This is a genomic window from Janibacter anophelis NBRC 107843, assembly GCF_001570945.1.
GTDB lineage: Bacteria > Actinomycetota > Actinomycetes > Actinomycetales > Dermatophilaceae > Janibacter > Janibacter anophelis.
The window spans coordinates 1-23,158 of record NZ_BCSQ01000042.1 but is presented as its reverse complement, the minus strand read 5'-3'; the positions used below and the strand labels follow the sequence as shown (position 1 = coordinate 23,158).

22 protein-coding genes are annotated in these 23,158 nt (G+C 71.5%); 3 read left to right on the top strand and 19 right to left on the bottom strand.

What is annotated here, in order from left to right; all coding sequences use genetic code 11:
* Positions 1–179 precede the first annotated feature (179 nt).
* The 3 genes from JAN01S_RS11655 to JAN01S_RS11645 all read right to left on the bottom strand — a co-directional run bounded on the left by JAN01S_RS11655 (position 180) and on the right by JAN01S_RS11645 (position 3,871).
* Positions 180–2,483, bottom strand: coding sequence for an MMPL family transporter (locus JAN01S_RS11655; RefSeq protein ID WP_068318408.1), 2,304 nt, complete (start codon positions 2,481–2,483; stop codon positions 180–182).
* A gap of 87 nt (positions 2,484–2,570) precedes the next feature.
* Positions 2,571–3,155: a TetR/AcrR family transcriptional regulator gene (locus JAN01S_RS11650; protein ID WP_068318404.1), complete on the bottom strand. Its 585-nt coding sequence runs from the start codon at positions 3,153–3,155 to the stop codon at positions 2,571–2,573.
* A 176-nt stretch (positions 3,156–3,331) separates the two neighbouring features.
* Positions 3,332–3,871, bottom strand: a complete 540-nt coding sequence (locus tag JAN01S_RS11645; RefSeq protein ID WP_068318401.1) for an NADPH-dependent FMN reductase — start codon at positions 3,869–3,871, stop codon at positions 3,332–3,334.
* Between the two features lie 99 nt (positions 3,872–3,970).
* Between JAN01S_RS11645 and JAN01S_RS11640 the strand changes: the two genes are divergently transcribed.
* Positions 3,971–4,447 carry a MarR family winged helix-turn-helix transcriptional regulator gene (locus JAN01S_RS11640; RefSeq protein ID WP_068318398.1) on the top strand — a complete coding sequence of 159 codons (477 nt, stop codon included), beginning with the start codon at positions 3,971–3,973 and terminating at the stop codon, positions 4,445–4,447.
* A gap of 3 nt (positions 4,448–4,450) precedes the next feature.
* Here JAN01S_RS11640 and JAN01S_RS11635 read toward each other — a convergent pair whose 3' ends face one another.
* On the bottom strand, positions 4,451–4,774 hold the full coding sequence (locus tag JAN01S_RS11635; protein WP_068318396.1) for an META domain-containing protein: 324 nt from the start codon (positions 4,772–4,774) through the stop codon (positions 4,451–4,453).
* Positions 4,775–4,859: 85 nt separating this feature from the next.
* Positions 4,860–5,132: a biotin synthase auxiliary protein BsaP gene (gene bsaP / locus JAN01S_RS11630; RefSeq protein WP_068318393.1), complete on the bottom strand. Its 273-nt coding sequence runs from the start codon at positions 5,130–5,132 to the stop codon at positions 4,860–4,862.
* Positions 5,133–5,316: 184 nt separating this feature from the next.
* On the opposite strand from bsaP, the gene JAN01S_RS11625 reads away from it, so the two are divergent.
* Complete coding sequence (locus JAN01S_RS11625) at positions 5,317–6,138, top strand: L,D-transpeptidase family protein (protein WP_084360199.1); 822 nt, start codon at positions 5,317–5,319, stop codon at positions 6,136–6,138.
* Positions 6,139–6,150: 12 nt separating this feature from the next.
* Here JAN01S_RS11625 and JAN01S_RS16925 read toward each other — a convergent pair whose 3' ends face one another.
* Positions 6,151–6,345 (bottom strand): hypothetical protein, encoded by a 195-nt coding sequence (locus JAN01S_RS16925; protein WP_157075714.1) that lies wholly within the window; start codon positions 6,343–6,345, stop codon positions 6,151–6,153.
* Positions 6,346–6,508: 163 nt separating this feature from the next.
* A complete protein-coding gene (locus JAN01S_RS11615) occupies positions 6,509–7,234 on the bottom strand; it encodes an AIM24 family protein (protein WP_068318386.1) in 726 nt (241 codons plus the stop codon).
* A gap of 137 nt (positions 7,235–7,371) precedes the next feature.
* Here JAN01S_RS11615 and JAN01S_RS11610 point away from each other — a divergent pair, with 137 nt between their 5' ends.
* Complete coding sequence (locus JAN01S_RS11610) at positions 7,372–7,848, top strand: hypothetical protein (RefSeq protein ID WP_068318383.1); 477 nt, start codon at positions 7,372–7,374, stop codon at positions 7,846–7,848.
* A gap of 100 nt (positions 7,849–7,948) precedes the next feature.
* Here the strand turns inward: JAN01S_RS11610 and JAN01S_RS11605 are convergent, their stop codons facing one another.
* From JAN01S_RS11605 to JAN01S_RS11550, 12 genes are all read right to left on the bottom strand, one after another.
* Positions 7,949–8,800 carry a M56 family metallopeptidase gene (locus JAN01S_RS11605; RefSeq protein ID WP_068318381.1) on the bottom strand — a complete coding sequence of 284 codons (852 nt, stop codon included), beginning with the start codon at positions 8,798–8,800 and terminating at the stop codon, positions 7,949–7,951.
* Complete coding sequence (locus tag JAN01S_RS11600) at positions 8,797–9,225, bottom strand: BlaI/MecI/CopY family transcriptional regulator (protein ID WP_068318379.1); 429 nt, start codon at positions 9,223–9,225, stop codon at positions 8,797–8,799. The genes JAN01S_RS11605 and JAN01S_RS11600 overlap by 4 nt, the downstream gene beginning before the upstream one ends.
* Positions 9,200–10,843, bottom strand: a complete 1,644-nt coding sequence (gene cydC / locus JAN01S_RS11595) for a thiol reductant ABC exporter subunit CydC (protein WP_068318376.1) — start codon at positions 10,841–10,843, stop codon at positions 9,200–9,202. The genes JAN01S_RS11600 and cydC overlap by 26 nt, the downstream gene beginning before the upstream one ends.
* Positions 10,840–12,546, bottom strand: coding sequence for a thiol reductant ABC exporter subunit CydD (gene cydD / locus JAN01S_RS11590; protein ID WP_068318373.1), 1,707 nt, complete (start codon positions 12,544–12,546; stop codon positions 10,840–10,842). Before cydD ends, cydC begins: the two co-directional genes overlap by 4 nt.
* A gap of 2 nt (positions 12,547–12,548) precedes the next feature.
* Complete coding sequence (gene cydB / locus JAN01S_RS11585; RefSeq protein WP_068318370.1) at positions 12,549–13,649, bottom strand: cytochrome d ubiquinol oxidase subunit II; 1,101 nt, start codon at positions 13,647–13,649, stop codon at positions 12,549–12,551.
* A 15-nt stretch (positions 13,650–13,664) separates the two neighbouring features.
* Positions 13,665–15,104 (bottom strand): cytochrome ubiquinol oxidase subunit I, encoded by a 1,440-nt coding sequence (locus JAN01S_RS11580; protein WP_068318367.1) that lies wholly within the window; start codon positions 15,102–15,104, stop codon positions 13,665–13,667.
* 164 nt (positions 15,105–15,268) lie between these two features.
* Positions 15,269–16,852, bottom strand: coding sequence for an alkaline phosphatase D family protein (locus JAN01S_RS11575; protein ID WP_068318363.1), 1,584 nt, complete (start codon positions 16,850–16,852; stop codon positions 15,269–15,271).
* Between the two features lie 101 nt (positions 16,853–16,953).
* Positions 16,954–18,228 (bottom strand): MFS transporter, encoded by a 1,275-nt coding sequence (locus JAN01S_RS11570; protein WP_068318360.1) that lies wholly within the window; start codon positions 18,226–18,228, stop codon positions 16,954–16,956.
* A 64-nt stretch (positions 18,229–18,292) separates the two neighbouring features.
* Complete coding sequence (locus tag JAN01S_RS11565) at positions 18,293–19,099, bottom strand: amino acid ABC transporter ATP-binding protein (RefSeq protein WP_068318357.1); 807 nt, start codon at positions 19,097–19,099, stop codon at positions 18,293–18,295.
* Positions 19,096–20,109: an amino acid ABC transporter permease gene (locus JAN01S_RS11560; protein WP_084360198.1), complete on the bottom strand. Its 1,014-nt coding sequence runs from the start codon at positions 20,107–20,109 to the stop codon at positions 19,096–19,098. The genes JAN01S_RS11565 and JAN01S_RS11560 overlap by 4 nt, the downstream gene beginning before the upstream one ends.
* A complete protein-coding gene (locus JAN01S_RS11555; protein ID WP_068318433.1) occupies positions 20,109–20,999 on the bottom strand; it encodes an ABC transporter substrate-binding protein in 891 nt (296 codons plus the stop codon). The genes JAN01S_RS11560 and JAN01S_RS11555 overlap by 1 nt, the downstream gene beginning before the upstream one ends.
* Positions 21,000–21,173: 174 nt before the next feature.
* Positions 21,174–22,994 (bottom strand): substrate-binding and VWA domain-containing protein, encoded by a 1,821-nt coding sequence (locus JAN01S_RS11550; protein ID WP_068318354.1) that lies wholly within the window; start codon positions 22,992–22,994, stop codon positions 21,174–21,176.
* Positions 22,995–23,158: the final 164 nt, after the last annotated feature.

Below are 23,158 nucleotides of genomic sequence, written 5' to 3'. Positions count from 1 at the left end.
GCCGGGCCGCGATCTCGCGGACGCGCCCGGCTTCCCTCCCATCGGTGACGGTCATGTTCCCCCTTCGTCCGCATCCGAGCATAGGGCGCGATGGCGGGATCGCGAGGGGGAGGACTCCCCGCCCGGGTACGCCGGGACCCGGGCGGCGGAGGCCACCCGGGTCCGGGACGAAGGGAGGGTCAGCTCGCCGGGACGAGCTCCTCCTGCGCGTCGGAGGCGGAGGTGTGCTTGGTGAGCGCCTCGCCCTCGACGTCGACATTGGGCAGGGTCCGGTCGAGCCAGCGCGGCATCGCCCAGGCCCGGTCGCCGAGCAGGTACATCAGGGCCGGGATGAGCACCATTCGCACGACGAAGGCGTCGAGCAGGACGGCCACGGCGAGCGCGAAGCCCATCGACTTGATGAGGTTGTCGCCCTGGAGCATGAAAGCGGCGAAGACCGAGATCATGATCAGCGCGGCGGCAGTGACCACCCGGGCTCCGTGGCGGAACCCGTCGACGACGGCCTCGTGGGCGGTGTCGCCGTGGATGTAGGCCTCACGCATCCGGGTGACGAGGAAGACCTGGTAGTCCATCGCCAGCCCGAAGACGATGCCGATCATCAGGATCGGCAGGAAGCTCACGAGCGGCGCCCCGTCGACGAGGCCGAAGGCCCCCTCCTGGAAGATCGCCACGGTCGCGCCGATCGTCGCGAGCGTCGAGAGCACGAAGCCGAGCGTCGCCGTGAGCGGCACGAGGATCGAGCGGAAGACGAGCATGAGGAGCACGAAGGCCAGCCCCACGACGACCGCGAGGTAGGGGACGAGGGCGTCCTGGAGCTTCTCCGACACGTCGGTCTGGATCGCGGTGAGGCCCGTGACGCCGATCGTCGTGCCGGTCGAGTCCTCCTGCGCGGGGATGCCGTCACGGATGGTGTGCAGCAGGTCCTCCGTCGCCGGGTCGACCGCGCCGGTGGTCGGGGTGACCATGAGCTGGGCGCCGGTGCCCTCCTCGTTCATGCCGACGACCTGCGCGTTGGCGACGCCGTCGAGGCCACCGAGCCACTGGGCGACCTCGCCGTAGGCGGCGGGCGCCTGACGCGGGTCCTCGATGTCGCGGCCGTCGACGACGACGATCATCCGGGCCTCCTGGCCGGGGCCGAAGCCGTCGGCGATGAGGTCGGCCGCATCGCGCTGCGAGGTGCCGGCGGCAGCGGTGGAGTCGCTCGGCAGGGCGAGGTGCAGGTCCTTGGCCGGGATGGCCAGGGCGCCGAGGGCGAGCACCGCGACGAGCACGGCGACCACCGGGTGCGCGCCGATGGCGCGCGCCCAGCGGGTGCCGCCGTTGTCGACGTGCTGGCCCTCGTCGATCGCCTTGTCCTTGCGGATCTGGCCGGCGAAGGCACGCGTGCCGAGGGCGCCGAGGATCGCGGGCAGCAGGGTGAGCGCGACGAGCACGGCGGCCAGGACGGTGCCGGCGGCCGCGAGACCCATCGCGGTGAGGAAGGGGATGTTGACGACGGCCAGCGCGACGAGCGCGATGATGACCGTCAGGCCGGCGAAGACGACGGCGGACCCGGCGCGGCCGACGGCCAGGCCGATCGCGTGCTCACGGTCGCTCGTGTGCCGCAGCTCGGTGCGGAAGCGGGAGAGGATGAACAGCGCGTAGTCGATGCCGACGGCCAGGCCGAGCATCGAGGCGAGGATCGGGGTCGTCGTGCCGAGGTCGAAGATCGCGGTCGACGCGGTGATGCCGGTGATGCCGATGCCGACGCCGACGAGCGCGGTGAGGATCGGCAGGCCCGCGGCGACGAGCGAGCCGAAGGTCAGCACGAGGACGACGAGGGCGACGGCGACGCCGATGAGCTCACTCGTCATGCCCATCTCGGGCATGCCCTGCATGCCGGTGCCGGTCACCTCGACGGTCAGGTCCTCGGTGTCGGCGGCGTCGACGGCCTCGTGGACGGCGTCGCGGGTGGAGGGCTCGACGTCCGTGACGGTGTCGACGTCGAAGGTCCACTGCACGAGGCCGGTGCGCCCGTCCTCGGTGAGCGGGGAGACCGCGGCGGCGTTGGCCTTGGCGACCGCCTCGGGCTGGCCGTTGGCCTTGGCCTGCTCCAGGTACTGCTGCTCGATGCCCTGCGCCGCGGCGACGGGGCTGACGAACTGCTCGGGGTCACCGGCCTGGGGCACCTCGCGCAGGTCGGCGAGCAGGGCCTCGATGGCCTTGGCGTGGGCCGGGTCGGAGAGCTTCTCGCCCTCCGGGGCCTGGATGACGACGGTGCCGGTGGCCTGGTCGAAGGCGTCCTGGGTCGAGGGGAAGAGCTCCTGCTGCAGCTCCTGCGCCTGCTCGGACTCGATGCCGGGGATGGTGAACTTGTCGCTGAGCGGCTTGGACAGCGTGCCCGCGGCGGCGCCGATGCCGATGAGGACGATGAGCCAGCCGACGAGGAAGACCGGCCAGCGCCGGTGGGCGAGCCGGCCGAGCCGGTAGAGGGCGTGCGCCATGGTGGGACCTTTCGGTGGGTGGTGGTGCGTCGTGCGGGCCGGCCGCGTCGTCGGGGCCAGGTGGAGGTGGAGCCGGGGTGGAGGGGGTCAGCCCCGGGCGGTGAGGATCTCCCGGGCGAGAGAGAGGTTGGTGTGGATGCGGGGGCGCAACGGCCCCTTGGTCGGGTCGGCGATGCACTCCTCGACGGAGCGCTGGACGAGCCCGCCGACGAGGGTGAGGGCCAGGCGGGCCCGGTCGGGGTCGACCCCGTCGCGGGCGCTGAGGTGCTCGACGATCAGCTCGTAGAGCTCCTCGACGTGGGCCTTGACCCGCAGGATGAGCTCGGGATTGCGCTCGATGACGTCATGCAGCCGCTGCCAGTCCTCGAGGTCGTCCTCGTCGGCGCGCAGGCACCGCAGCGCCGTCTCGAGCAGGTCCTCGAAGAGGTCACCCGTCGGCCCGCCACTGCGCAGCGTCTGCGCCTGCTCGTCGGTGAGGACGGGCAGCGCGCCGAGGACGGCCTCCTCCTTGGAGGCGACGTGGTTGAAGAGGGTGCGCCGGGAGACGCCGACGGCTGCGGCGAGGTCCTCGACGGTGAATCCGGAGTACCCGCACGAGATCGACAGCCGCTGGGCCGCGGCGATGATCGCCTCACGGCGACGGCTACGACGGGTGATTGCACTTTCGGTCACAAAGTGCAGTCTTGCACTCTGGTCGCCGAAGTGCAATCTGGCCTTCCCCCCTTCGTCCCCGGGGGTGCCCCCTCATGCACCCGACGCGCATCCGCCCGGGCGAATGCGCGCAAGAAAGCCGAAGACCGCGCATCTCCCCGGGGAGATGCGCGGTCTTCGGCGGGTGGGTGCGCGCGTCAGGCGGCGGGCACCGGGGCCAGGCGGGCGACGAGCGCGCGAAGGGCGGCGTCCGCCTCCGCGTCGACGAGTCGGCCGTCGGCGAAGGCCTCGAAGGAGGAGCCGACGCCGAAGGTGTCCTCGACGACCGCCGCACCGGCGACCTGGAGGCAGCGCACGGCGTCCTGGCGCGCCCACTGGGCGGCGTAGGGGGAGCCGGAGGCGGCCATGACGACGGCCGGGGTGCCCGAGATGGCCGCCGTCTCGCGGGGGCGGGAGGCCCAGTCGATCGTGTTCTTGACGACGCTCGAGAGGGTGCCGTTGTACTCCGGGGTGACGACGATCAGGCCGTCCGCCGCGGCGACGGCCTCGCGCAGCTCGACCGCGACCTCGGGCAGGTGGCCCTCGAGGTCGAGGTCCTCGGAGTAGTGGGGCAGCTCGGCGCCACGGTCGAAGACGGTCGCGGTCGCACCCTCGGGCAGGTGGGCGACGGCGGCGTCGGCGAGAGCGCGGTTGGTGGAGCCTTCGCGGAGGCTGCCGACGAGGACGAGGACGTTCATGTGGGGATCTCCAGGGGGGAGGTTGGTCAAGTGCTTGACCATGGTGCGGTCCAGAATTCAACAATGTCAAGTCCTTGACCAATGGCTTACCATGGACCCATGACCACACCCCTGCCCGCGGACGTCGCGGTCTGTGCGGGCGCCGACGGGCACCCGCCGCTGGTCAGCCTGCTCGCCCGAGCGCAGGCGAGCTTCGTCGCCGACTTCGAGGAGCGGCTGCGCGCGTCCGAGATCGAGGGCCTCTCGCTCGCGCACTCCTCCAACGTCCTGCGGCACCTCGCCGACGGCCCGCGCCGGGCCCGCGACATCGTCGAGCGCTGCGGCGTGACCAAGCAGGCGGTCAGCCAGCAGATCGCCCACCTCGAGCGCAACGGCTATGTCAGCGTCTGCCGCGACGACGAGGACCAGCGGGCCCGCATCGTCGCCCTCACGACGAAGGGGGAGTGCGCCCAGGTCGTCGTGCACCGCCTCTTCGCCGAGGTCGAGCAGGAGTGGGCCGGGCGGATCGGTCGGGACGCGAGCGACGCCCTGCGCCAGGCCCTCACCGACCTGCTCGGCGAGGGCACCGCCTGCTGAGGCTCAGCGCTCCCGGATCGAGATCCACCCGTCCGGACCGTCGCCCTCGCCGCTGTCCGGGACGATCTGGACGACCTCGTAGTCGACGTCACCCACGGTGACCACGCTGCCGACGCTGACCTCGTCGGTCTCCCCGTCGACGCTCACCACGCCGGAGTCCTCCGTCATGTTGTAGGCGACCACCTGGTGGTCGTCCAGGTCCTGCGGGATGTTCTGCGCGAGCTGCTCCGCGCCCTCGACCGGCTCCGGCTGGTCGGCGACGCACCCGGTGAGCAGGATCGTCGCAGCCGCCACGGCCGCGAGCCGTCTCGTGCCCTCGTTGATCATGCGTGCCCCTGTCCCCGTGTCGTGGGACTCAGGCTAAGTGCTGGGTGGGCGGCTGTCTCGGGGAGCACTCCCCGGTGGTGGACCGTCAGGCGTCCTCGAGCGTCCCGCTCGTCTCGCCGTGCTTCTTGCAGGTGGCCGACCACTGCGACCCCGACCGGGTGATGGTCAGCTCGCGGCGGCAGGTCGTGCAGTGGACGGGGGGCTCGACGCGCAACCGCTCCCGGCACAGGACGTGGTTGCCCTTGTTGGCAGAGCGGCCGCAGCTGGCGCAGTAGGTGACGGCCACGACGGGCGGGATGGCTCCCAGGGTGTCCGGGTCGCTCCAGCCGGAGTCGCCGGCGGTGGGCAGGTCAGTCATGCGTCCGATTGTCACCCATGTCACGTCGTGCTCCGCACCCGGATCCCCCGGCGGGATGGGCGCGGCGGTCACGGCGCGGTCACCTTTGGGTGACGGGTGGGTGAGGACACAACCGTGGCGACGGGGTGCACGTCCATCCTGTGACGGACCGCGCAGGGGGCGCGGCCGCAGGGAGGAGCAGGACATGTCACGAGGACGACGCGCGCTGGTGGCGGTGGCCGTGGGGGTGGCCCTCGCCGGGTGCGGGAGCCACACGGCACCGGGGGCGAAGGGGGATGCTCCCGTCGTCGCGAGCACGTCCACCACGTCGTCGGGCACGTCCCGGGCGACGACCTCGCCCACCACGACCTCGCCCACTCCCTCGACGACGACCGGGCCGAGCGACACGGCGACGTCCGCGGGAGCGGCGAGTGACCCCCTTCGCCCGGGTGACGACGGGGAGGCCGTCGAGCAGCTGCAGCGCGACCTCGCCGCTGCCGGGTACTGGCTCGGTGAGCCCGATGGCACCTACGGCCACCTCACCTCGCAGGCGGTGATGGCCCTGCAGAAGTCGGCCGGCCTGGCCCGCGACGGCATCGCCGGCCCCAAGACGCTCGATGCGTTGGCCGCCGGCACGCTCCCGCCCGTGCCCGCCGGGCCCGCCGACCGCATCCACATCGACCTGGAGCGCCAGGTCCTGCTCGTCGTGCGCGACGGGGCCGTCGAGACCGTGCTCAACACGAGCACCGCGTCCGGTGAGCGGTACATCTCGCACGGGCGCCCGGCGATCGCGGTGACGCCGACGGGGACCTTCACCGTCGGTCGCGTCCACCGCGGCAACGAGGTCGCGCCGCTTGGCACGCTGTACAGCCCGCGGTACTTCTACGGCGGCTACGCGGTCCACGGCTCCGGCTCGATCCCCGCCTACCCCGCCTCGCACGGCTGCGCGCGGGTGAGCAATACCGCGATGGACATGATCTGGGAGCAGGACCTCATGCCCGTCGGGTCCACGGTGGTCGTGGCCTGAGGCGAAGCGGGCTCAGCGTGCGTCGTCGTAGACGGAGTTGGGGAAGGTCTTGGTCGACCCCTGCGCCCCGACGACCGTCACCCCGTCGTCCTCGAAGCGCACCTCGGTGAGCTCACCGTCCACCGGCCACGGGTGCTCCTCGTAGCGGTCCGGGGCGTCCCCGCGGTAGAAGCGCACGGCGCTGCCGTCGTCAGTGAACGGATTCATGGAGCCGACCTCGAGGACGCACCTCTGGAGCGGGCCGAAGGTGCCCTCGTACCCTTCGCCGGTCTCGCACCACGCCCGTGTGTGAGCGCCGCACCCGACGAGGCCGGCGGCCACGGCGATCACGCCGAGGGCCGCCGACCAACGTCGGGGTGCTCGGACGACCTCAGCCACCCAGGAGGTCGCTCAGCCCGCCGCCACCGCCGCCGGAGGACTGGTGGCCCCCGTCGGTCACCGACTCGGCCGGCTGGACGAGCACGTAGCCCTGGCCGCCGAAGGCCATCTGGAAGGTCTCGCCCGTGCCGCCGCGGACCATCGACTTCAGGCCGCCGGTGTCGACCTTGATGTCCATGCGCACGCCGCCGGTCCACATGACGACGGCCTGCGCGTCGCCGAAGGTCGGGGCGCTCGCCACGTCGAGGGCGACGGGCTCCCCCTTCGTCGTGATGGCGACGTAGCCGCTGCCGCGCAGGGTGACGTTGTACAGACCGCCGGTCATCGCGGCGCCGCGCGCCTGGATGCGGTGGATGTCCCAGTCGATCGAGGAGGAAAAGGCGAGGATGCTGTTGCCGTTGACCGAGATCATGTCGTTCTCCAGGTACATCACCTGGATCTCCTGCGCCTCGTTGGCGACGAAGAGCTCGCCCTGGCCGGAGCACGTCATCATGTTGACGCCCTCGCCGGTCGCCGCCTTCTTGAGCATCTTGCCCAGGCCGCCGGAGCCCTTGTTCTCGAAGCGCACGTCGCCCTGGTAGGCGACCATGGAGCCGGAGCGCGCCATGACCGGCCCGTGGCCCATCTGGATCTTCAGCAGCTTCTTGTTCTGCAGCGAGAACTGGTCGGACGTCGACTCTTCCTTGAACTCTTGGAAGAGGGAACCGTGGATCGGCATGTGCGGGGCCCTTTCGCTCGTCTGGCGTCCCCCTGATGGGCGCCGGCACCGCAACTCTAGAGGCGGCGCGGCGGGGCATCTAGGGTGAGAACTCCCCGCCGCGCACGGGGGACAGCCACCGCACCGGAAGGACGAGGATGAGCTTCTTCGACAAGGCGCGAGCGGGGTACGACAACCTCGCGGGTCGGGCGGACCAGGCCTTCGACTCCGCCACCGCGAGCAAGGACCTCGGGGAGATCGACCAGCACTACCGCGACCTCGGCGTCGTCGCCTACCTCATGGCGACCGACCGCCCGGTCGACCCGGCCGCGCAGCAGCGCCTCGTCGAGGTGCTGCGGGCGATGGAGCAGCGGGGCGCGATCCGCGACTTCGTGCTGCGGACGACCGGCGGGTCGCCGGCCGGCGTGCCCCCGCCGCCGCAGCGGCACGGTGGGTCCGACGGGATCCCGCAGCCGCCCCCGGAGCGGGCCGGTCGGCACGGGGACTTCTTGAACCAGCCCCGGTCCGCGACGCCCCCACCGCCCCCGGACATCGGCGGCACGTGGGGTCCGCCGCAGCAGCAGGAGACCGGCCCGAGCCGGTGGCGCCCGGCGAGCAGTCCCGACCAGCAGTGACCACCGCGCATCTCCCCGGGGAGATGCGCGGTGTGGTGGGTCCGGAACGCGCATTTCCCCGGGGAGATGCGCGTCCGGGCGAAGGGGGCGCCGCGCCCGATCAGCGAGCGACGAGGGCCACGAGCACGGGTGGCACGACGAGGGCCGCGGCGCAGATGAGGTAGAGCACGAGCGTCTGCCACGGGGCCGGGTCGTCGGCGACGAGCAGCCGGAGCCGAGCGGCTGCAGCGCCCGCCCCCGCGGAGACGCCGGGGGTCAGGTCGGCAGCGGCAGCGGCCTCCGAGAGGGAGACGATCGCGCGGCCGAGCGTGACCTCGCCGACCTCCTCGCGGGCGGCGCGGTCGGCGAGGACCTCGACGAGCAGGGCGACCTCGCGCAGCGCGGCATCGGTGCGCAGCAGTCGGGGCGTCGCGGTGTGCAGCACGGCGAAGAACTCGAGCACGAGGTCGTGCCGCTCGCGCAGGTGCGCCTCCTCGTGGGCGACGACGGCGGCCAGCTGGTCGTCGGGCAGGGCGGTCAGGGCGGCCTCGGTGAGGACCAGGCGCGAGCCCGCCCCGGGGACGCAGTAGGCGGACACCCGCTCGGAGGGCAGCACTCGGGTGTGGGCCCCCTCATGCCGACCGACGAGGTCGACGAGCTGCCGGTGCTCGGCCCGGGCGGCGCGGATGCGGGTGCCGACGTGGTGCCCGTTGGTCAGCAGGTGGACGAGCACGCCGAGCGAGGCGAGGGTCGCGACGACGAGGACGATGGCCTCGGGCACGGGCGGCAGGGGCCGCGGTCGCAGCCACGCGACCGGGGCGGCGGTGAGCAGGCACAGGACCGCCGAGAGCGACAGGGCCTGCCAGACGAAGAGCGCCGCCCGCGGGCTGCGGCGCAGCCGCTCGATCCGCACGAGGACGTGCGGGGCGGCGGTCAGTGCTGCTGCGCAGAGCAGCAGCAAGGCGGCGATCACCCTGCGGAGTCTCCCGCGGGGCGACCGCGACGTCGGCGCGGGCGGTCCCCCTTCGCCTCGACCTCGGCCATCGCGGCCCGCACGGCCTCGAGGTCGTCGGCGCTCGCCTCCGCGAGGAAGTGCAGGATCGCCGCCTGCCGGTCGGCGCTGCTCAGGTCGTGCAGCGGACTGCGCATCGCCTGCGCGGTGAGCGACTCGCGGGAGGAGGCCGGGCGGTAGCGCCAGGCGCGGCCGTCGCGCTCGCGGGAGGTCACGCCCTTCGTCTCGAGGCGGGAGAGGACGGTCATGACGGTCGTGTAGGCGAGGTCGCGGCCGGTGAGTCGGTCGGAGACCTCGCGGACCGTCAGGCCTTGGCCGGTGTCGTCGGTCCACAGCACGTCCATGACGGCCTGCTCGAGGTCACCCAGCGATGCGGTGCGGGGCACGGTCCACTCCTCTCGTCTCGAAGGTCACGACGCGGTCCATGCGCTCCAGGCCGACTCCGTGGTGGGTCACCATGATCACCGATCGACCGCGCGCGTGCCGCATCAGGTCGGCGATGACCGCGTCGGCGGTCGGGTGGTCGAGGTGGGCGACGGGTTCGTCGAGGAGGATCACGGGCCGCCCGCTGGCGATGGCCCGCGCGATCGACAGGCGGGTGCGCTCGCCGCCCGAGATGCCGCGGCCGCTGGTGCCGATGCGGGTGTCGAGCCCGTCGGGCAGGCCGGTGAGCCATGCGTCCAGACCGGCCTGACGAAGGGAGTCGCGCAGCGCCTCGTCGTCGGCGTCGGGGGCGGCGAGGGTCAGGTTGGCGCGCAGGCTGCCGGCGAGCACGTGGGGTTCGTCGTCGACGATGGCGAAGAGTTCGCGCACCGCCGCGAGGTCGAGGTCGGTGACGTCGGCACCGTCGACGGTGTAGCTGCCGGAGGTCGGGTCGAGGTGGCGCGCGAGGACCGCGAGGGTGGTCGACTTGCCGCTGCCGTTGGGCCCGGTGAGCGCGACGTGCTCGCCCGGCTCGATGGTCAGGTCCAGCGGCCCGACGTCGGTGCGCCCGGGCACCCAGCTCGCGGTGACTCCGCGGAGCTCCAGCCGCGGCGCTCCGGTGGGCGAAGGGGGGAGACCGTCGCCTCGACCTCGGGTCGCCACGGCGGGCTCCTGGTCGAGCAGGTTGTCGAGGCGCTGACGGCAGGCGCGGGCCCGGGCGAGTGCGCGGGTGGCGTCGGTGAGCACGCCGAGGGCTTCGCCCGTCGCGACGGGGGCGAGGACGAGCAGGGCGCGCACCGGGGTGCTCGCGTCGGACGAGGCCGCCAGCGTGGCGGCAGCGAGTGCTCCCGCTCCGGTGATGACGAGCACCGCTGCGGCAGAGAGGGATCGGCCGTGTGACTGCCGGGCGATGGCCTCCCGGAGGGCTGTGTGCGCGGTGCGCAACCACCCGGCTGCGGTCTCGGAGCCGCCGATGGAGCGCAGCTCGTCGGTGTGGTCGGCGGTCAGCTGGGCGACCCGGGCGACCTCGGCGCGCGCTGCGAGCACCGTTGTCTGTGAGCGGGACTCGAGGCGGTCGGCGACGACCGCGACCCCGGCGACGGCCAGGAGCATCGCGGCGACGACGAGGCCGACGCCTGGTTCCACGAGTGCGGTGAGGGCGGCGGCGAGGGTGCCGGCGAGCAAGGCGGAGATCGCGGGCACGGTGACGCGCACCGACGCCTCGACGACGTCGGTGAGGTCGTCGACGACACCGGTGAGCACGTCGGCCCGGCCGCGTGCCCCGAGTCGGGCGGGAGTGAGGGGGATGAGGGCGGCGTAGGTGCGCGTGCGTCGCTCGGCGAGGTCGCCCAGGGCGGCGTCGTGGCTGCGCAGTCGCTCCCAGTAGCGGAAGACCGGGCGCGCCAGCCCGAAGGTGCGCACCGCGACGATCGTCGTCAGCAGCAGCATGATCTGCGGACGCTGGTCGGCCCGCACGATGAGCCACCCGGAGGTCGTCGTCAGCGCGATGCCGGAGGCGGTGGCGACGCCGCCGAGGAGTCCGGCGACGATGAGGCCGCGGTCGAGGCGGAGGTGTCTCATCGGACCACCGCCGGCTGGCCGAGGTGCACGTGTTGGTCGGCCCGGGCCACGAGGTCGGGCTGATGGGTGACCGCGATGACCGTGCGGCTGCGCGTGAGGTCGGCGATGACCTCGCCGATCGCCTCCGCGGAGTCGGCGTCGACGTGCGCCGTGGGCTCGTCGAGGAGCACGACGGGCGAAGGGGAGAGCAGCGCCCGGGCGAGGACGAGCCGGGCGCGCTGCCCGGCCGACAGTCCGAAGCCGTCGTCGCCGATCGGGGTCTCGAGGCCGCTGGGGAGGGCGGCGACGACCCCGTCGAGACCGACCTGACGCAGCGCCTGCCACACGTCGGTGCTCTCGACCGGGCCGCCGATCGTCAGGTTGGCCCGCAGAGTGCCCGCGCCGAGGAAGGGCCGCTGCGTCACCAGGTGCACCTCGGGCGCGCTGACCTCGCCCCGGTCCGGACGGCGGATGCCCGCGATGACTTCGAGCAGGGTGCTCTTGCCGCAGCCGGACGGCCCGGTGACCACGGTGAGGCCGGGCCCCGCGGTCAGGTCGACGCCCTCGAGGACGGTCCGCTCGGTCCCCGGGTAGGTGTAGTCCACCGCGCGGACGAGGACGACGCCGTCCGCGCGCATTTCCCCGGGGAGATGCGCGGTCTGGTCCCCCTTCGCGCGCATTTGCCAGGGGAGATGCGCGGTCTGGTCCCCCTTCGCGCGCATTTCCCCGGGGAGATGCGCGGTCTGGTCCGCGTCTGCGCCCAGTTCGGCGAGGATCTCGTCGAGGGCGGCGGCGCCGTCGGCGGCGGAGTGGAACTCCGTGCCCACCCGCCGGATCGGCCAGTAGGCCTCGGGTGCGAGCAGGATCGCGGTGAGACCGACGAGCAGCTCGGTCGAGCCGGTCGTCAGACGCAGGCCGACGACGACCGCGACGATCGCCACCGAGATCGTCGCGAGCAGCTCCAGCGCCGCTGCGGACATGAAGGCCAGCCGCAGCGTGCGCATCGTCGCCCGGCGGTGACGTTGGCTGACCTCGCCGATGACCTCGACCTGGCGCTCGGCCCGGCCGTATGCAACGAGGGTCGGCAGCCCGCGCATGACGTCGAGGAAGTGTCCCGACAGGTCCCGTAGCGAGCTCCACCGCCGCTCCGTGTCCTCCTGGGTCGTCGCCCCGATGAGCGCGGCGAAGAGCGGGAGCAGCGGCACCGTCAGCACGACGACGAGCGCACTCGGCCAGTCGACGAGGACGAGGCAGCCGATGGCCAGCACCGGCACGACGGCGGCCGTGACGAGGGCCGGCAGGTAGCGGGCGACGTAGGGCTCGACCGCGCTCGTGCCCTGGGTGGCGAGGGTGAGCGGTGTGCTGAGGTGCGACGGAGGAGCCTCGAAGTGCGCGGTTGCGCGAGAGGCCCTTTCGTCAGCGGCGCGACGCGACCACGCCGCCAGCAGCTGCTCGCGCAGCTCCGTCGCGACGACGGCCCCGGCGCGGGCGGCGACGGTCTCGGAGGCAGCAGCGAGCACCGCACGAAGGGAGAACAGCGCGCCCGTCCACACCAGCGGCGCCACGAGGTCGTGCCCGCGCACGACGGCGACGACGAGTGCGGCGAGCGCGAAGGCGCTGCCGATCGTCGCGATGCCTTGTGCCACACCGATGCCCGCGAGCGCGGCCACCGGCCTGCGGGTGGCCGGGACCACCTGCAGGATGCGCGGGTCGAAGGGCTTCATCGTCAGTGCGCCCCCACCGGCTGCGGCAGGTCGTCGACCGACAGCCGCCGGCGGAAGACCCAGTACGTCCACGCCGTGTAGCCGAGCATGATCGGCGTGAAGACCACGGCGGCCCAGGTCATGATCTGCAGCGTCAGCGGGGAGCTGGCCGCCGCCGCGAGCGTGAGGTCGGGGCTGTCGCCGCGACCGTTGATCGCGTTGGGGAAGAGCATGAGGAAGTACGCGACGACCGTCAGGGCGATCGTCGCGGAGGTGCCGGTGAAGGCCCAGCCCTCCGCTCCCTTCGCATTGGCGGCGATCGCAGCGAGCAGCGCGACGGCGGCGATGCCCGAGACCACCCACGAGGCGGCGGTGCCGCGCTGGGCCCCGAGCGTGGCGAGCAGGACGACGGCGAGGACGGCGGAGGCCAGGCCGGCCTTGGTCGCGACGGCGCGAGCCTGCTCTCGGATGTCGCCGGTGGTCTTGAGCGCGAGGAAGTGCGCCCCGTGCGCGAGGCACAGCACGGTGACGGTCACTCCGCCGAGCAGAGCGGTCGGGGTGAGCAGGCTGAGGAGTGACCCGTCGAACTCGGTGTAGCGCGTGCTGCCCATCGTGTGCTCGGTCATCGGCAGACCGGCGACGAGGTTGGTGAGGGCCACACCGACGAGGAAGGGGGCGAGGAAGGAGCCGCCGACGATCGCCAGGTCCCAGCGGCGCACCCACTCGCGGTCGGTGCGCTTGTGCCGGTACTCCAGCCCCATGTTGCGCAGGATGAGCGTGACGAGCAGGAGGAGCAGCGCCAGGTACATCCCGGAGAACATCGTCGCGTACCAGTGGGGGAAGGCCGCGAAAGTCGCGCCGCCCGCGGTGAGCAGCCACACCTCGTTGCCGTCCCAGTGCGGCCCGATCGTCGTGAGCATCGTGCGGCGCCGGTCGTTGGCCTCACGCTCCCCACGCTGGTCGAGGTGCGACGAAGGAGCCTCGAGACCACGCCCTCGATCGAGACCACGCCCCCGATCCAGCACCGGCAACAGCATGCCGACCCCGAAGTCGAAGCCCTCGAGCACGAGGTAGCCGGTCCACAGGATCGCCAGCAGGACGAACCAGACGGTGATGAGATCCATGTCAGTGCTCCCCGGTCAGTAGGCGAACTCGAGCGGCTGGTCGTCCTCGACAAGGCGCGGGGCCTCGAAGGGTTCGGCGCCGCGGCGGATGTAGTCGAGCAGGAGGCGGACCTCGACGACGGCCAGGCCTCCGTAGAGCAGGGTGAAGACGATCATCGACGTCCACACGTCGCTCGCGCCGACGCTGGGCGAGACCGCGGTGTGCGTCGCCATCTCGCCGAAGACGACCCACGGCTGTCGGCCGACCTCGGTGAAGATCCAGCCGAAGCTGTGCCCGAGGACCGTCGCGATCGGGGTGAGCACGATGAGCGCCTGCACCCAGCGCTGCATCGGCACTCGGTCCTTGCGCGTCGCCCACAGCACCCACGCGCCCACGGCCATCGCGAAGAAGCCGGTGGCCATCATCAGGCGGAAGTTCCAGTACGTCATCGCGATCGGCGGGACGTAGGTCGGTGCCTGCGTCAGCTCGTCGTCGGCGAAGCTCGCCCGGTACTCGGCCTCGAGGTCGGCGATGCCGCGCACCTGCCCGTCCCAGGTGCCCGTGCCGAGGAAGGAGAGAAGGCAGGGGATCTCGATGACGTGCGTGGGGTCCTCGCCACCGAGCCCGGCGACCGTCAGGACGGAGAAGGGGGCGCACTCGCCGGCTGGCGGGGTGTCGTACAGGGCTTCTGCGGCCGCCATCTTCATCGGCTGGACCTCGGTCATCACCTTGCCCTGCAGGTCACCGCTGATCGCCACGCCCATCCCGGAGACGAGGACGACGACGGCACCCAGGCGGGCCGCGTGACGGTACATCCTGCGGTCGGCGTCGGGTCCCCCCTTCGTCCGGTTGAGGCGGAGCTTGTGCAACCCGACGGCCATGACGAAGGCGCCACCGACGAGGTAGCAGGCGGTGATGACGTGGGGGAAGGCGACGAGCTGGACCGGGTTGGTGAGGATCGCGAGGAAGTCGGCCATCTCGGCGCGCCCGGTCTCGGGGTTGATCCGGTAGCCGACCGGGTGCTGCATGAAGGAGTTGGCGGAGAGGATGAAGTACGACGACAGCACCGTGCCGATGTGCACGATCCACATGGTCGCCGCGTGCAGCCGCTCGGGGATGCGGCCCCAGCCGAAGATCCACAGGCCGAGGAAGGTCGACTCGAGGAAGAACGCGAGCAGCGCCTCGAGGGCGAGCGGTGCACCGAAGATGTCGCCGACGAAGCGCGAGTAGGTCGACCAGTTCATCCCGAACTGGAACTCCTGCACGATGCCCGTGACGAGCCCGAGCGCGAAGTTGATCGTGAAGAGCTTGCCGAGGAACTTCGCCATCCGCAGGTGGCCCTCGTCGCGCGTGCGGACCCACCGCGAGTGGTACCACGCGACGATCGCGGACAGCCCGATCGTGATCGGCACGAAGAAGAAGTGATACACGGTGGTGATCGCGAACTGCCACCGCGCGAGGTCGAGCACGTCCATCGCGTCTCCTACGACGACTAGTACTACGTAACGTCGTAGATGCTACACCCCGTCTGCACCCCGTTGGTCGAGGTGCGACGGAGGAGCCTCGAGACCTGCGGACGGACGAAGGGAGGCCCCGCCGCGTGATCTGCGGCGGGGCCTCCCTTCGTCCTCCTCGCGGGTCACCCCACGCGCTGCAGCCCCCGCTGGCCGTCCTCGACCTCGAAGCTGGCCGCGGTGCGGATGGCCGAGCCGCGCGTGGTCACCCGGTCGAGCGAGCGGAAGTCGGCGCGCAGCCCGTCGGGCGTGACCGTCGTGCGCACGTACCCGCGCTGGTTGGCGGAGTACTTCAGGTGCGGGTTCCACGCCATGATCGGGTCGGACCAGGCCGCGTCGCCGTCGCCGCCGGAGGTGATCGACGTCGTGACGAGCTCGGTGCCGATGACCTGGCTGTCGGGGTCTGCGTAGTCGGTCTTGATGTCGGCGGCCCAGTGCTTGTGGACGTCGCCGGTGAGCACGACGGGGTTGCGCACGCCGGCGTCCTGCCAGGCCCGGGTCACCCGGTCGCGCGAGCCCGCGTAGCCGTCCCACGAGTCATTGCTCGTGTGCAGCTCCTCGACCGGCTGCTTGCCGTCGCGGGTGGTGAAGAAGACCTGCTGGCCGAGGAAGTCCCAGCGCGCCCGGCTGCGCTCGAAGCCGTCGCGCAGCCACGCCTCCTGCTCTGCGCCGGTGATCGTGCGGCTCGGGTCGAGCGCCTCGCCGCAGTTGGTGTCCCAGCCGTCGCCGCAGGCCTGGTCGTCGCGGTACTGGCGGGTGTCGAGCATGTGGAAGTTCGCGAGGCGACCCCAGCCGAGGCGGCGGAAGATCCGCATGTCCGGGCCGTTGGGGATCGAGGAGCGGCGCAGCGGCATGTTCTCGTAGTACGAGCGGAAGGCGTTGGCCCGGCGGGCGAGGAAGCGCTCGGGGGTGTCATTCCACTCCGGCGCCTTGAGGTCCTGCGGGACGCCCGCGGCCCAGTTGTTGTCGACCTCGTGGTCGTCCCACACGACGAGCCACGGCGCGATCGCGTGGGCGAGCTGCAGGTCGGGGTCGGTCTTGTACTGCGAGTGCCGCAGGCGGTAGCCCGCGAGGGTGACCGTCTCGTCCCCGGCGTGGGTGCGCACCGCCGCCGCCTTGCCCTTGCCCTCGTACTGGTAGTCGCCGAGGTGCAGCACCAGGTCGGGCTGGTCGTCGGCGAGGTAGCGGTAGGCGGTGAAGAACCCAGCCTCCCAGTTGGAGCAGCTCGCGAAGGACATCGCGAGCGCGGACGGCATCTCGTGCGGCGCGGGGGAGGTGCGGGTGCGGCCGATCGGGCTGAGGTGCCCGTCGATGCGGAAGCGGTACCAGTACTCGCGGCCGGGGCGCAGCCCGTCGACCTCGACGTGGACGGAGTGGGCGTCGGCGGCGCGGGCGGTCACGGTGCCGCGGTCGACGGGTCGGTGCATCTGCGGGTTGTCGGCGATCTGCCACTGCACCTGCCGGTCGCGGGCGTCCATGCCGCCGCGGCCGTCATCGGCGAGCGGCTCGATGGCCAGTCGGGTCCACAGGACGACCCCGGTGGGGGTGGGGTCACCGGAGGCGACACCGAGGGCGAAGGGGGAGACCCGCAGCGGTCCCGTGGCGATGAGCAGGGAGGTGGCGGGGGAGGCGGACGCAACCGCGGAGGTCGAGGCGATGGTGCCGGCGGCGAGTCCGCCGGCGATGACGTGGCGACGAGAGAGGGTCATGGGTGCACCCTCCCGCGGTGACGTGAACCACAGCGGGGCGTTGACGTGAACCCCGCTGTCCCCCTTCGTGATCCGTGTATGAAGAGGAGGTCAGCGAATGGTCAGCCCGCCCGCGGCACCCGGTACCGCACCAGCGCCGGCACCCACGCCGTCGCGACGAGCGTGCCGATGATGACGAGCACGCCACCGCCGATGGTCGCGGCGGCCGTGCCGACCTGCCCGGCGACGAGCCCGTGCAGCACGTCCGCGACACGCGGCCCGCCGGCGACGACGACGATGAAGACCCCCTGCAGCCGACCCCGCATCGCGTCGGTCGCCGCGGTCTGCAGCATCGTCGAGCGGAAGGCCGCGGATGCCGTGTCGGCCGCACCGCCGATCGCGAAGAACACGCACGCGATCGCCAGCCACGGCACGAGCAGCCCGTCGGCGAGGGCCACCGCGACGCCGAACCCGATGATCGCCGCGCCCCAGACGAGGATCGCGACGGTGACCGCCAGCCCCTGGCGTTCGACCCGCGACACCCACCCCGACATGACGCCGCCGAGGAAGGCGCCGATGGGCATGGCCGCGAAGAGCAGAGCGAACGCCAGACCCCCTTCGTCGGGGCCGCCGAAGTCCACGTGCGCCATCTCGGGGATGAGTGCACGCGGCATGCCGAAGACCATCGCGATGAGGTCGACGACGAAGGACATGAGCAGCACCGGCTGCGTCCCGAGGTAGACGAAGCCGTCGATGACGGAGCGGATGCCGGGGGAGGACCCGGCGACCACCTCGACCGGCAGCGGGGGCAGGGAGATGACCGCTGCGAGGGTGGCGAAGAGGAAGATCGTGTCGACGAGGTAGAGCCACGAGAACCCGAGCACGGGGATCAGTGCGCCGCCGACGAGCGGTCCGGCGATCGCCCCACCGGTGAAGACCGTCATGTTGAGCGTGTTGGCCGCCGGCAGCAGCTCGGCCGGCAGGATCCGCGGGAGCACCGCCGAGCGGGTGGGCTGGTTGACGCCGAAGAAGGCCTGCTGCAGGGAGAAGATGCCGAGCAGCAGCCAGACATTGGTGTTGCCCAGGGCCGCCTGTACCCAGAACGCCGCGGAGGTGAGGATCAGGCCCCACGTGGTGAAGGTCAGCAGCCGTCGCCGGTCGAAGTGGTCGGCGAGCGACCCGCCGTAGAGCCCGAAGATCACGAGCGGCACGAGCCCGAAGAGCCCAGTCAGTCCGACGTAGGCGCTCGACCCGGTCATCGAGTAGATCTGCGCCGGGACGGTGACGACGGTCAGCTGCGCCCCGATGACCGTGACGATCTGGGCGGTGAAGAGGCGACGGTACGCCGGCACCTTGAGGGGGCGGGTGTCGGCCAGCAGGCCCCGGAGGCGACGCACCGCGTCACCTTACGCCTCCCCCTTCGCCGTCCTCGCACCCACGACGAAGGGGGGAGACCGTCACCTAGACCAGGTCGGCCGCAGCCTCCGCCACCCGCTCGTGCTCGGCCCGCAGCCGCTTGAGGAAGTCCTTGGTCCGGGCGTGCTGCGGGTTGTTGATGACGTCCTTGGGGGAGCCCTGCTCGACGACGACCCCGCCGTCCATGAAGATCACCCGGTCGGCGACGTCACGGGCGAAGGCCATCTCGTGCGTCACGACGATCATCGTCATGCCCTGCTGGGCCAGGTCGCGCATGACCTCGAGGACCTCGCCGACGAGCTCGGGGTCGAGGGCGGAGGTCGGCTCGTCGAAGAGCATGAGCTTCGGCTGCATCGCCAGTGCCCGGGCGATCGCCACGCGCTGCTGCTGCCCGCCCGAGAGCTGGTTGGGGTAGGCGTGCGCCTTGTCGGCGAGCCCGACCGTGTCGAGCAGCTCCTGCGCCTGGGTACGCACCTCGGCCCGCGGCCGCCCCTGCACCTTGACCGGCGCCTCCATGACGTTGTCGATCGCCGTCATGTGCGGGAAGAGGTTGAACCGCTGGAAGACCATGCCGATCTCGCGGCGCTGGGCGGCGATCTCCTTGTCCTTGAGGCGGTGGAGACGCGCCCCCTTCTGCCGGTAGCCCATGAGGTCGCCGTCGACCCAGATCCGCCCGGCCTGGATGTCCTCGAGCTGGTTGATGCACCGCAAGAAGGTCGTCTTGCCCGAGCCGGAGGGGCCGAGCAGGCAGACGACCTCACCGGCCTCGACGTCGATGTCGATGCCCTTGAGCACCTCGTTGCTGCCGTAGGACTTGCGCACCTGCGCCGCGTGCACGAGTGGCTGGCTCACTTGCCGCCTCCGATCGTCAGGCCCATGAGACGGGTCCTGGTCGTGTCCGCCTTGGTCTGCGTGGACGTGTTGCCGTAGCCGCGTCCGAAGTGCCGCTCGAGGAAGTACTGCCCGACCATGAGCACCGACGTGATGACGAGGTACCAGAGGCACGCGGCCATGAGGGTGGGCATGATCTTCAGCGTCCGGTTGCCGATGGCCTGCGCCTGGAAGAACAGCTCGGTGCTCAGCGGCAGCGCCATGAGCAGCGAGGTGTCCTTGAGCATCGCGATCGTCTCGTTGCCGGTCGGCGGGATGATGACGCGCATCGCCTGCGGCAGGATGACCCGGCGCATCGACAGGCTCGGCTTCATGCCCAGGGCCGCCGCGGCCTCGCGCTGGCCCTCGTCGACCGACATGATGCCGGCGCGGGCGATCTCGGCCATGTACGCGGCCTCCGACAGGCCCATGGCGATGATGCCCCAGATGAGTGTGCTGCTGATCTGGTTGACGTCGAAGGTGAACAGCGTCAGGTCGCTGCTCAGGCCGAGCCAGCCGGCGAGCTGCTGGCTGAAGGGGAAGGGCCCGATGTCGAACTTCGGGTACAGGTAGCCGATGCCGGTGCCGAAGAGCACGACGAGCACCAGCCGCGGGATCCCGCGGAAGAACCACGTGTAGAGGAACCCGACGAACTTCAGGACCGGGTTGTCCGACAGCCGCATGACACCGATGACGACACCGAGGCTCACGCCGATGATCATCGAGCCGATCGTCGCGATGATCGTGCCCTTGAGCAGACCCTCGAGGACGGGGCTGTAGTTTATCACCTGGAAGGCGAAGGGCCAGTCCCACCGCGGGTTGGTGACGAAGCTGGAGATGATCATCGCGAAGATCACCGCGATGACCGCCAGCGCGACCCACCGTCCCGGGTGGCGCACGGGGACGGCGTCGATCGGGCCGGTGTCGAGACCGGGGGCGGTCCCCCCTTCGTCGGACGAAGGGGGGACCGCCGCGGCCTGGTCGGAGGTCATCAGGGGTTGACGGCGAAGTCGTCGATGCCGCCGGTCTCGTTGCCCCAGTTCTTGAGGATGGCGTCGTAGGAGCCGTCCTCCTTCATGCTCTTGAAGGCGGCGGCGATGGCCTCGCCGAACTCCGTCTGGTCCTTGGGGATGACGATGCCGTAGGGGGCGGAGTCGTAGGTCTCGCCGAGGGCCTCGAGCTCCTCGCTCTGCTGCTTGACGGCGTAGAGGCTGATCGGGGAGTCGGCGGCCATGGCCTCGGTCTTGCCGGAGACGAGGCTCGCGGTGACCTTGGACTGCTCCTGCTCGACGACGAGCTTGATCTTCTCGTCGCACTCCTTGTTCAGCGCGTTGAGCTCGTCGAGCTGGACGGTGCCCTTCTGCACGCCGATCGTCTTGCCGCAAGGGTCCTTGGGGTCGACCTTGTCCGGGTTGCCCTTGGTCGTGACCCACTGCGTGCCGGCGTTGAAGTAGCTGATCATGTTGACCGACTTCTTGCGCTCGTCGTTGATGGTGAACGAGCTGACGGCCACGTCGTACTTCGCGGAGTCGACCCCGAGGATGAGCCCGTCGAAGGGGGCGTTGTTCCACTCGGTCTTCAGGCCCATCTTGGCGGCGGCCGCGTTGAAGAGGTCGACGTCCATGCCCTCGACGGTCTTGCCGTCGTCACCGAGGAACTCGTTGGGGGCGTAGGAGGCGTCGGAGCCCACGCTCAGCGTGCCCTTGCTCTTGATCTCCTCGGGGACGAGCGCGGCGACCTCCTCGTCGACGGTGACCTCGGCGGCCTCCGTGGGCGAGTCGCTGGAGCCTCCGCCGGTGTCGAGCGAGTCGGAACCGCACGCGGTCAGGGCGCTCGTCCCGAGGGCGAGGCAGGCGAAGAGAGCGACGTGGGCACGGCGCATGGTCATCCTCCAGATGCACGATGGGGCACTGGATGCGTGCCCGGTGCGGGTCATCGTGCCACCGCCTCGGCGGCGAGGGGAGGAGCGCCGCCCGAGTTTGACCCAGTCGTGACCGTCAGCGCGGTCCCACGACGATCCCTGAGGAGGTCGTGCAGCGACCGGCTCGAAGGGTCGTCAGCGCCCGCTGCGGGCCAGCAGGGCCTGGACGAAGACGCGCTCGATGTCGTCGGGCGTCTCGGCGATGTAGCTCGTGCCGCCCGTCTCGTCCGAGATCTTCTGCAGGGCCGTCGGGTTGGCCTCGCCCATGCCGATGGTGATGATGCGCACCGGCTTCTTCGCGTCGTAGGCGTCGTCGAGCTTCTTCAACAGCTGGTTGAGGGAGAGGCCACCGTTGGGGTCGTCGTTCTCACCGTCGGTGAAGACGACGATGGAGTTGACGTAGTCGGGGTCGTACTCCTTGACCATCTTCTGGTGGGCGGCCCAGATCGAGTCGTAGAGGGCGGTGTCGCCGCCGAGGTACCGGTCGCTGTTCTTGACCAGGCTGCGCAGCCGGTCGCGGTGCGTGCCCGAGCCCGCCTTGGCGTCGAGTCGGGTGACGGGGGAGAGCTCGCGGTAGTCGCGGCCCTTGGCCTGGTCGGTGCTGAAGATCCACGCGCCGACCTGGCTGCCGTCAGGCAGGATGCCCGCGCCCTTGGTCAACGAGCCCTTGGTGACCTCCCACCGGGTCATGCCCGGGGACGGGCTGTCCCACTTCATCGACCCGGAGGCGTCGATGACGGCGAGCATGCGCATGTCGGTGCGCATCTTGTCCCACTGGTCGACGGCGTCGAGGCGCTCGTTGCGGTCGAGGGGGTCGAGCTCGGTGAGCTCGGCCGGTGCCTGCCCGGCGATCTCGGGGCCGCCGGAGCCGTTGGAGTCGCGGAATCCGGCCTCGGTGAGCGCCTCGCGCGTCTCGACGGTGCCGAGCTCGGTGCGGGCGCGGTCCGCGATGGCCAGCGCGTCCCCCTTCAGCTCGGGGTTCATGATCCACGGGTAGTCGAGGGAGAGCGTCCCCTTCTTCGGCATCACGGCGCGAAGGGGGGTGACGTCCGGGTTGTCCTCGTTGTACGCGGCGATCTGCTGCTCGGAGGCCGGGAAGGGCTGGGTCTTCTTCTGGTCGGCCGTGTAGTCGGCGAGCAGCTTGTTGAGCGAGGGCGCGGCGAAGCGCGACATGAAGATCAGGCGCTCGCCGGTCTCGAGGCCGATGCGGTCGGGCTGCCCGATCCGGCTGGCGTGGAAGGCCAGGCGGCTCGCGGTGTCGGTGTCGGGGTTGGCCATCCGCAGGCCGCCCTCGGTGTTGAGCAGGTTGCCCCACGACTGGACCTGCGCGACCTCACCCTGCTGGTCGGCGCCGGTGGCCAGGACGACGGGGGAGGTGGCGATGGACTGGCCCTGGAGCCACTGGCCCTTCGTCGCGTCGGGGTCGATCGCGTCGATCCATGTCGAGCTGTCCGGGATCCACACGTCGGGGGCCTGGCCGTCGTTGATGTTGCGGGCGGCGTCGGCGGCCGAGGTCGAGCTGACCTCGAACTCGGCGCACTCGTCACCCTCCTTGACCTTGTCCAGGGCCTCCTCGAGCGGCACGGCGATCTCGGGGGTGGCGGCCACGGTGATGGCCTCCCCGCCGCACGCGGTCTCGGTGTCGTCGCCGCCGAGGGCGGCGAAGGCACCGCCGCCGCACAGCGCGAGGGCCACGACGGCGGCGACCGGGACGAGCCAGGCGGGCCGCTTCTTGCGCTGGTCGTCCTTGGCCTGCTGACGGTGGGCGCGACGCGAGGGGAACTCGTCCCCCTTCGTCGTGGCGGCTGCGGCGGCCGGTGCGGCCGCGGCGGTGGTCTCCGGCTCGGGGTCGGCGGCGGGTTCGGGGTCGGCGGATGACCCCACGGGGTCGGTCGTGCCCTCGAACTCGTCGTCGTCCCACAGGTCGTGTCGCCGGGTCCGGCCGTCGCCACTCATCGTCGTTCTCCTTCGCCGCCGGCGCACCTTCGCTACCGGCCGGTCAAGTATGACCCACTACATGACCACAGATTCGCGGCCGGCCGGGCCGATCTGTGCCCACGATCACCCCGAGGACCGCAGGGAGAGTGCGCATTTGCCCGGGCGGATGCGCGCGGGAGGGG

Excerpts from the sequence above, each read along its gene's own strand:
- JAN01S_RS11550 (WP_068318354.1), bottom strand. The coding sequence starts at position 22,994 with ATGAGTGGCGACGGCCGGACCCGGCGACACGACCTGTGGGACGACGAC.
- JAN01S_RS11610 (WP_068318383.1), top strand. The coding sequence starts at position 7,372 with ATGAGCTTCTTCGACAAGGCGCGAGCGGGGTACGACAACCTCGCGGGT.
- cydC (WP_068318376.1), bottom strand. The coding sequence starts at position 10,843 with ATGAGACACCTCCGCCTCGACCGCGGCCTCATCGTCGCCGGACTCCTC.
- cydD (WP_068318373.1), bottom strand. The coding sequence starts at position 12,546 with ATGAAGCCCTTCGACCCGCGCATCCTGCAGGTGGTCCCGGCCACCCGC.
- JAN01S_RS11655 (WP_068318408.1), bottom strand. The coding sequence starts at position 2,483 with ATGGCGCACGCCCTCTACCGGCTCGGCCGGCTCGCCCACCGGCGCTGG.
- JAN01S_RS11635 (WP_068318396.1), bottom strand. The coding sequence starts at position 4,774 with ATGATCAACGAGGGCACGAGACGGCTCGCGGCCGTGGCGGCTGCGACG.
- JAN01S_RS11580 (WP_068318367.1), bottom strand. The coding sequence starts at position 15,104 with ATGGACGTGCTCGACCTCGCGCGGTGGCAGTTCGCGATCACCACCGTG.
- JAN01S_RS11555 (WP_068318433.1), bottom strand. The coding sequence starts at position 20,999 with ATGCGCCGTGCCCACGTCGCTCTCTTCGCCTGCCTCGCCCTCGGGACG.
- JAN01S_RS11575 (WP_068318363.1), bottom strand. The coding sequence starts at position 16,852 with ATGACCCTCTCTCGTCGCCACGTCATCGCCGGCGGACTCGCCGCCGGC.
- JAN01S_RS11625 (WP_084360199.1), top strand. The coding sequence starts at position 5,317 with ATGTCACGAGGACGACGCGCGCTGGTGGCGGTGGCCGTGGGGGTGGCC.
- JAN01S_RS11645 (WP_068318401.1), bottom strand. The coding sequence starts at position 3,871 with ATGAACGTCCTCGTCCTCGTCGGCAGCCTCCGCGAAGGCTCCACCAAC.
- cydB (WP_068318370.1), bottom strand. The coding sequence starts at position 13,649 with ATGGATCTCATCACCGTCTGGTTCGTCCTGCTGGCGATCCTGTGGACC.
- JAN01S_RS16925 (WP_157075714.1), bottom strand. The coding sequence starts at position 6,345 with ATGAATCCGTTCACTGACGACGGCAGCGCCGTGCGCTTCTACCGCGGG.
- JAN01S_RS11615 (WP_068318386.1), bottom strand. The coding sequence starts at position 7,234 with ATGCCGATCCACGGTTCCCTCTTCCAAGAGTTCAAGGAAGAGTCGACG.
- JAN01S_RS11640 (WP_068318398.1), top strand. The coding sequence starts at position 3,971 with ATGACCACACCCCTGCCCGCGGACGTCGCGGTCTGTGCGGGCGCCGAC.
- JAN01S_RS11560 (WP_084360198.1), bottom strand. The coding sequence starts at position 20,109 with ATGACCTCCGACCAGGCCGCGGCGGTCCCCCCTTCGTCCGACGAAGGG.
- bsaP (WP_068318393.1), bottom strand. The coding sequence starts at position 5,132 with ATGACTGACCTGCCCACCGCCGGCGACTCCGGCTGGAGCGACCCGGAC.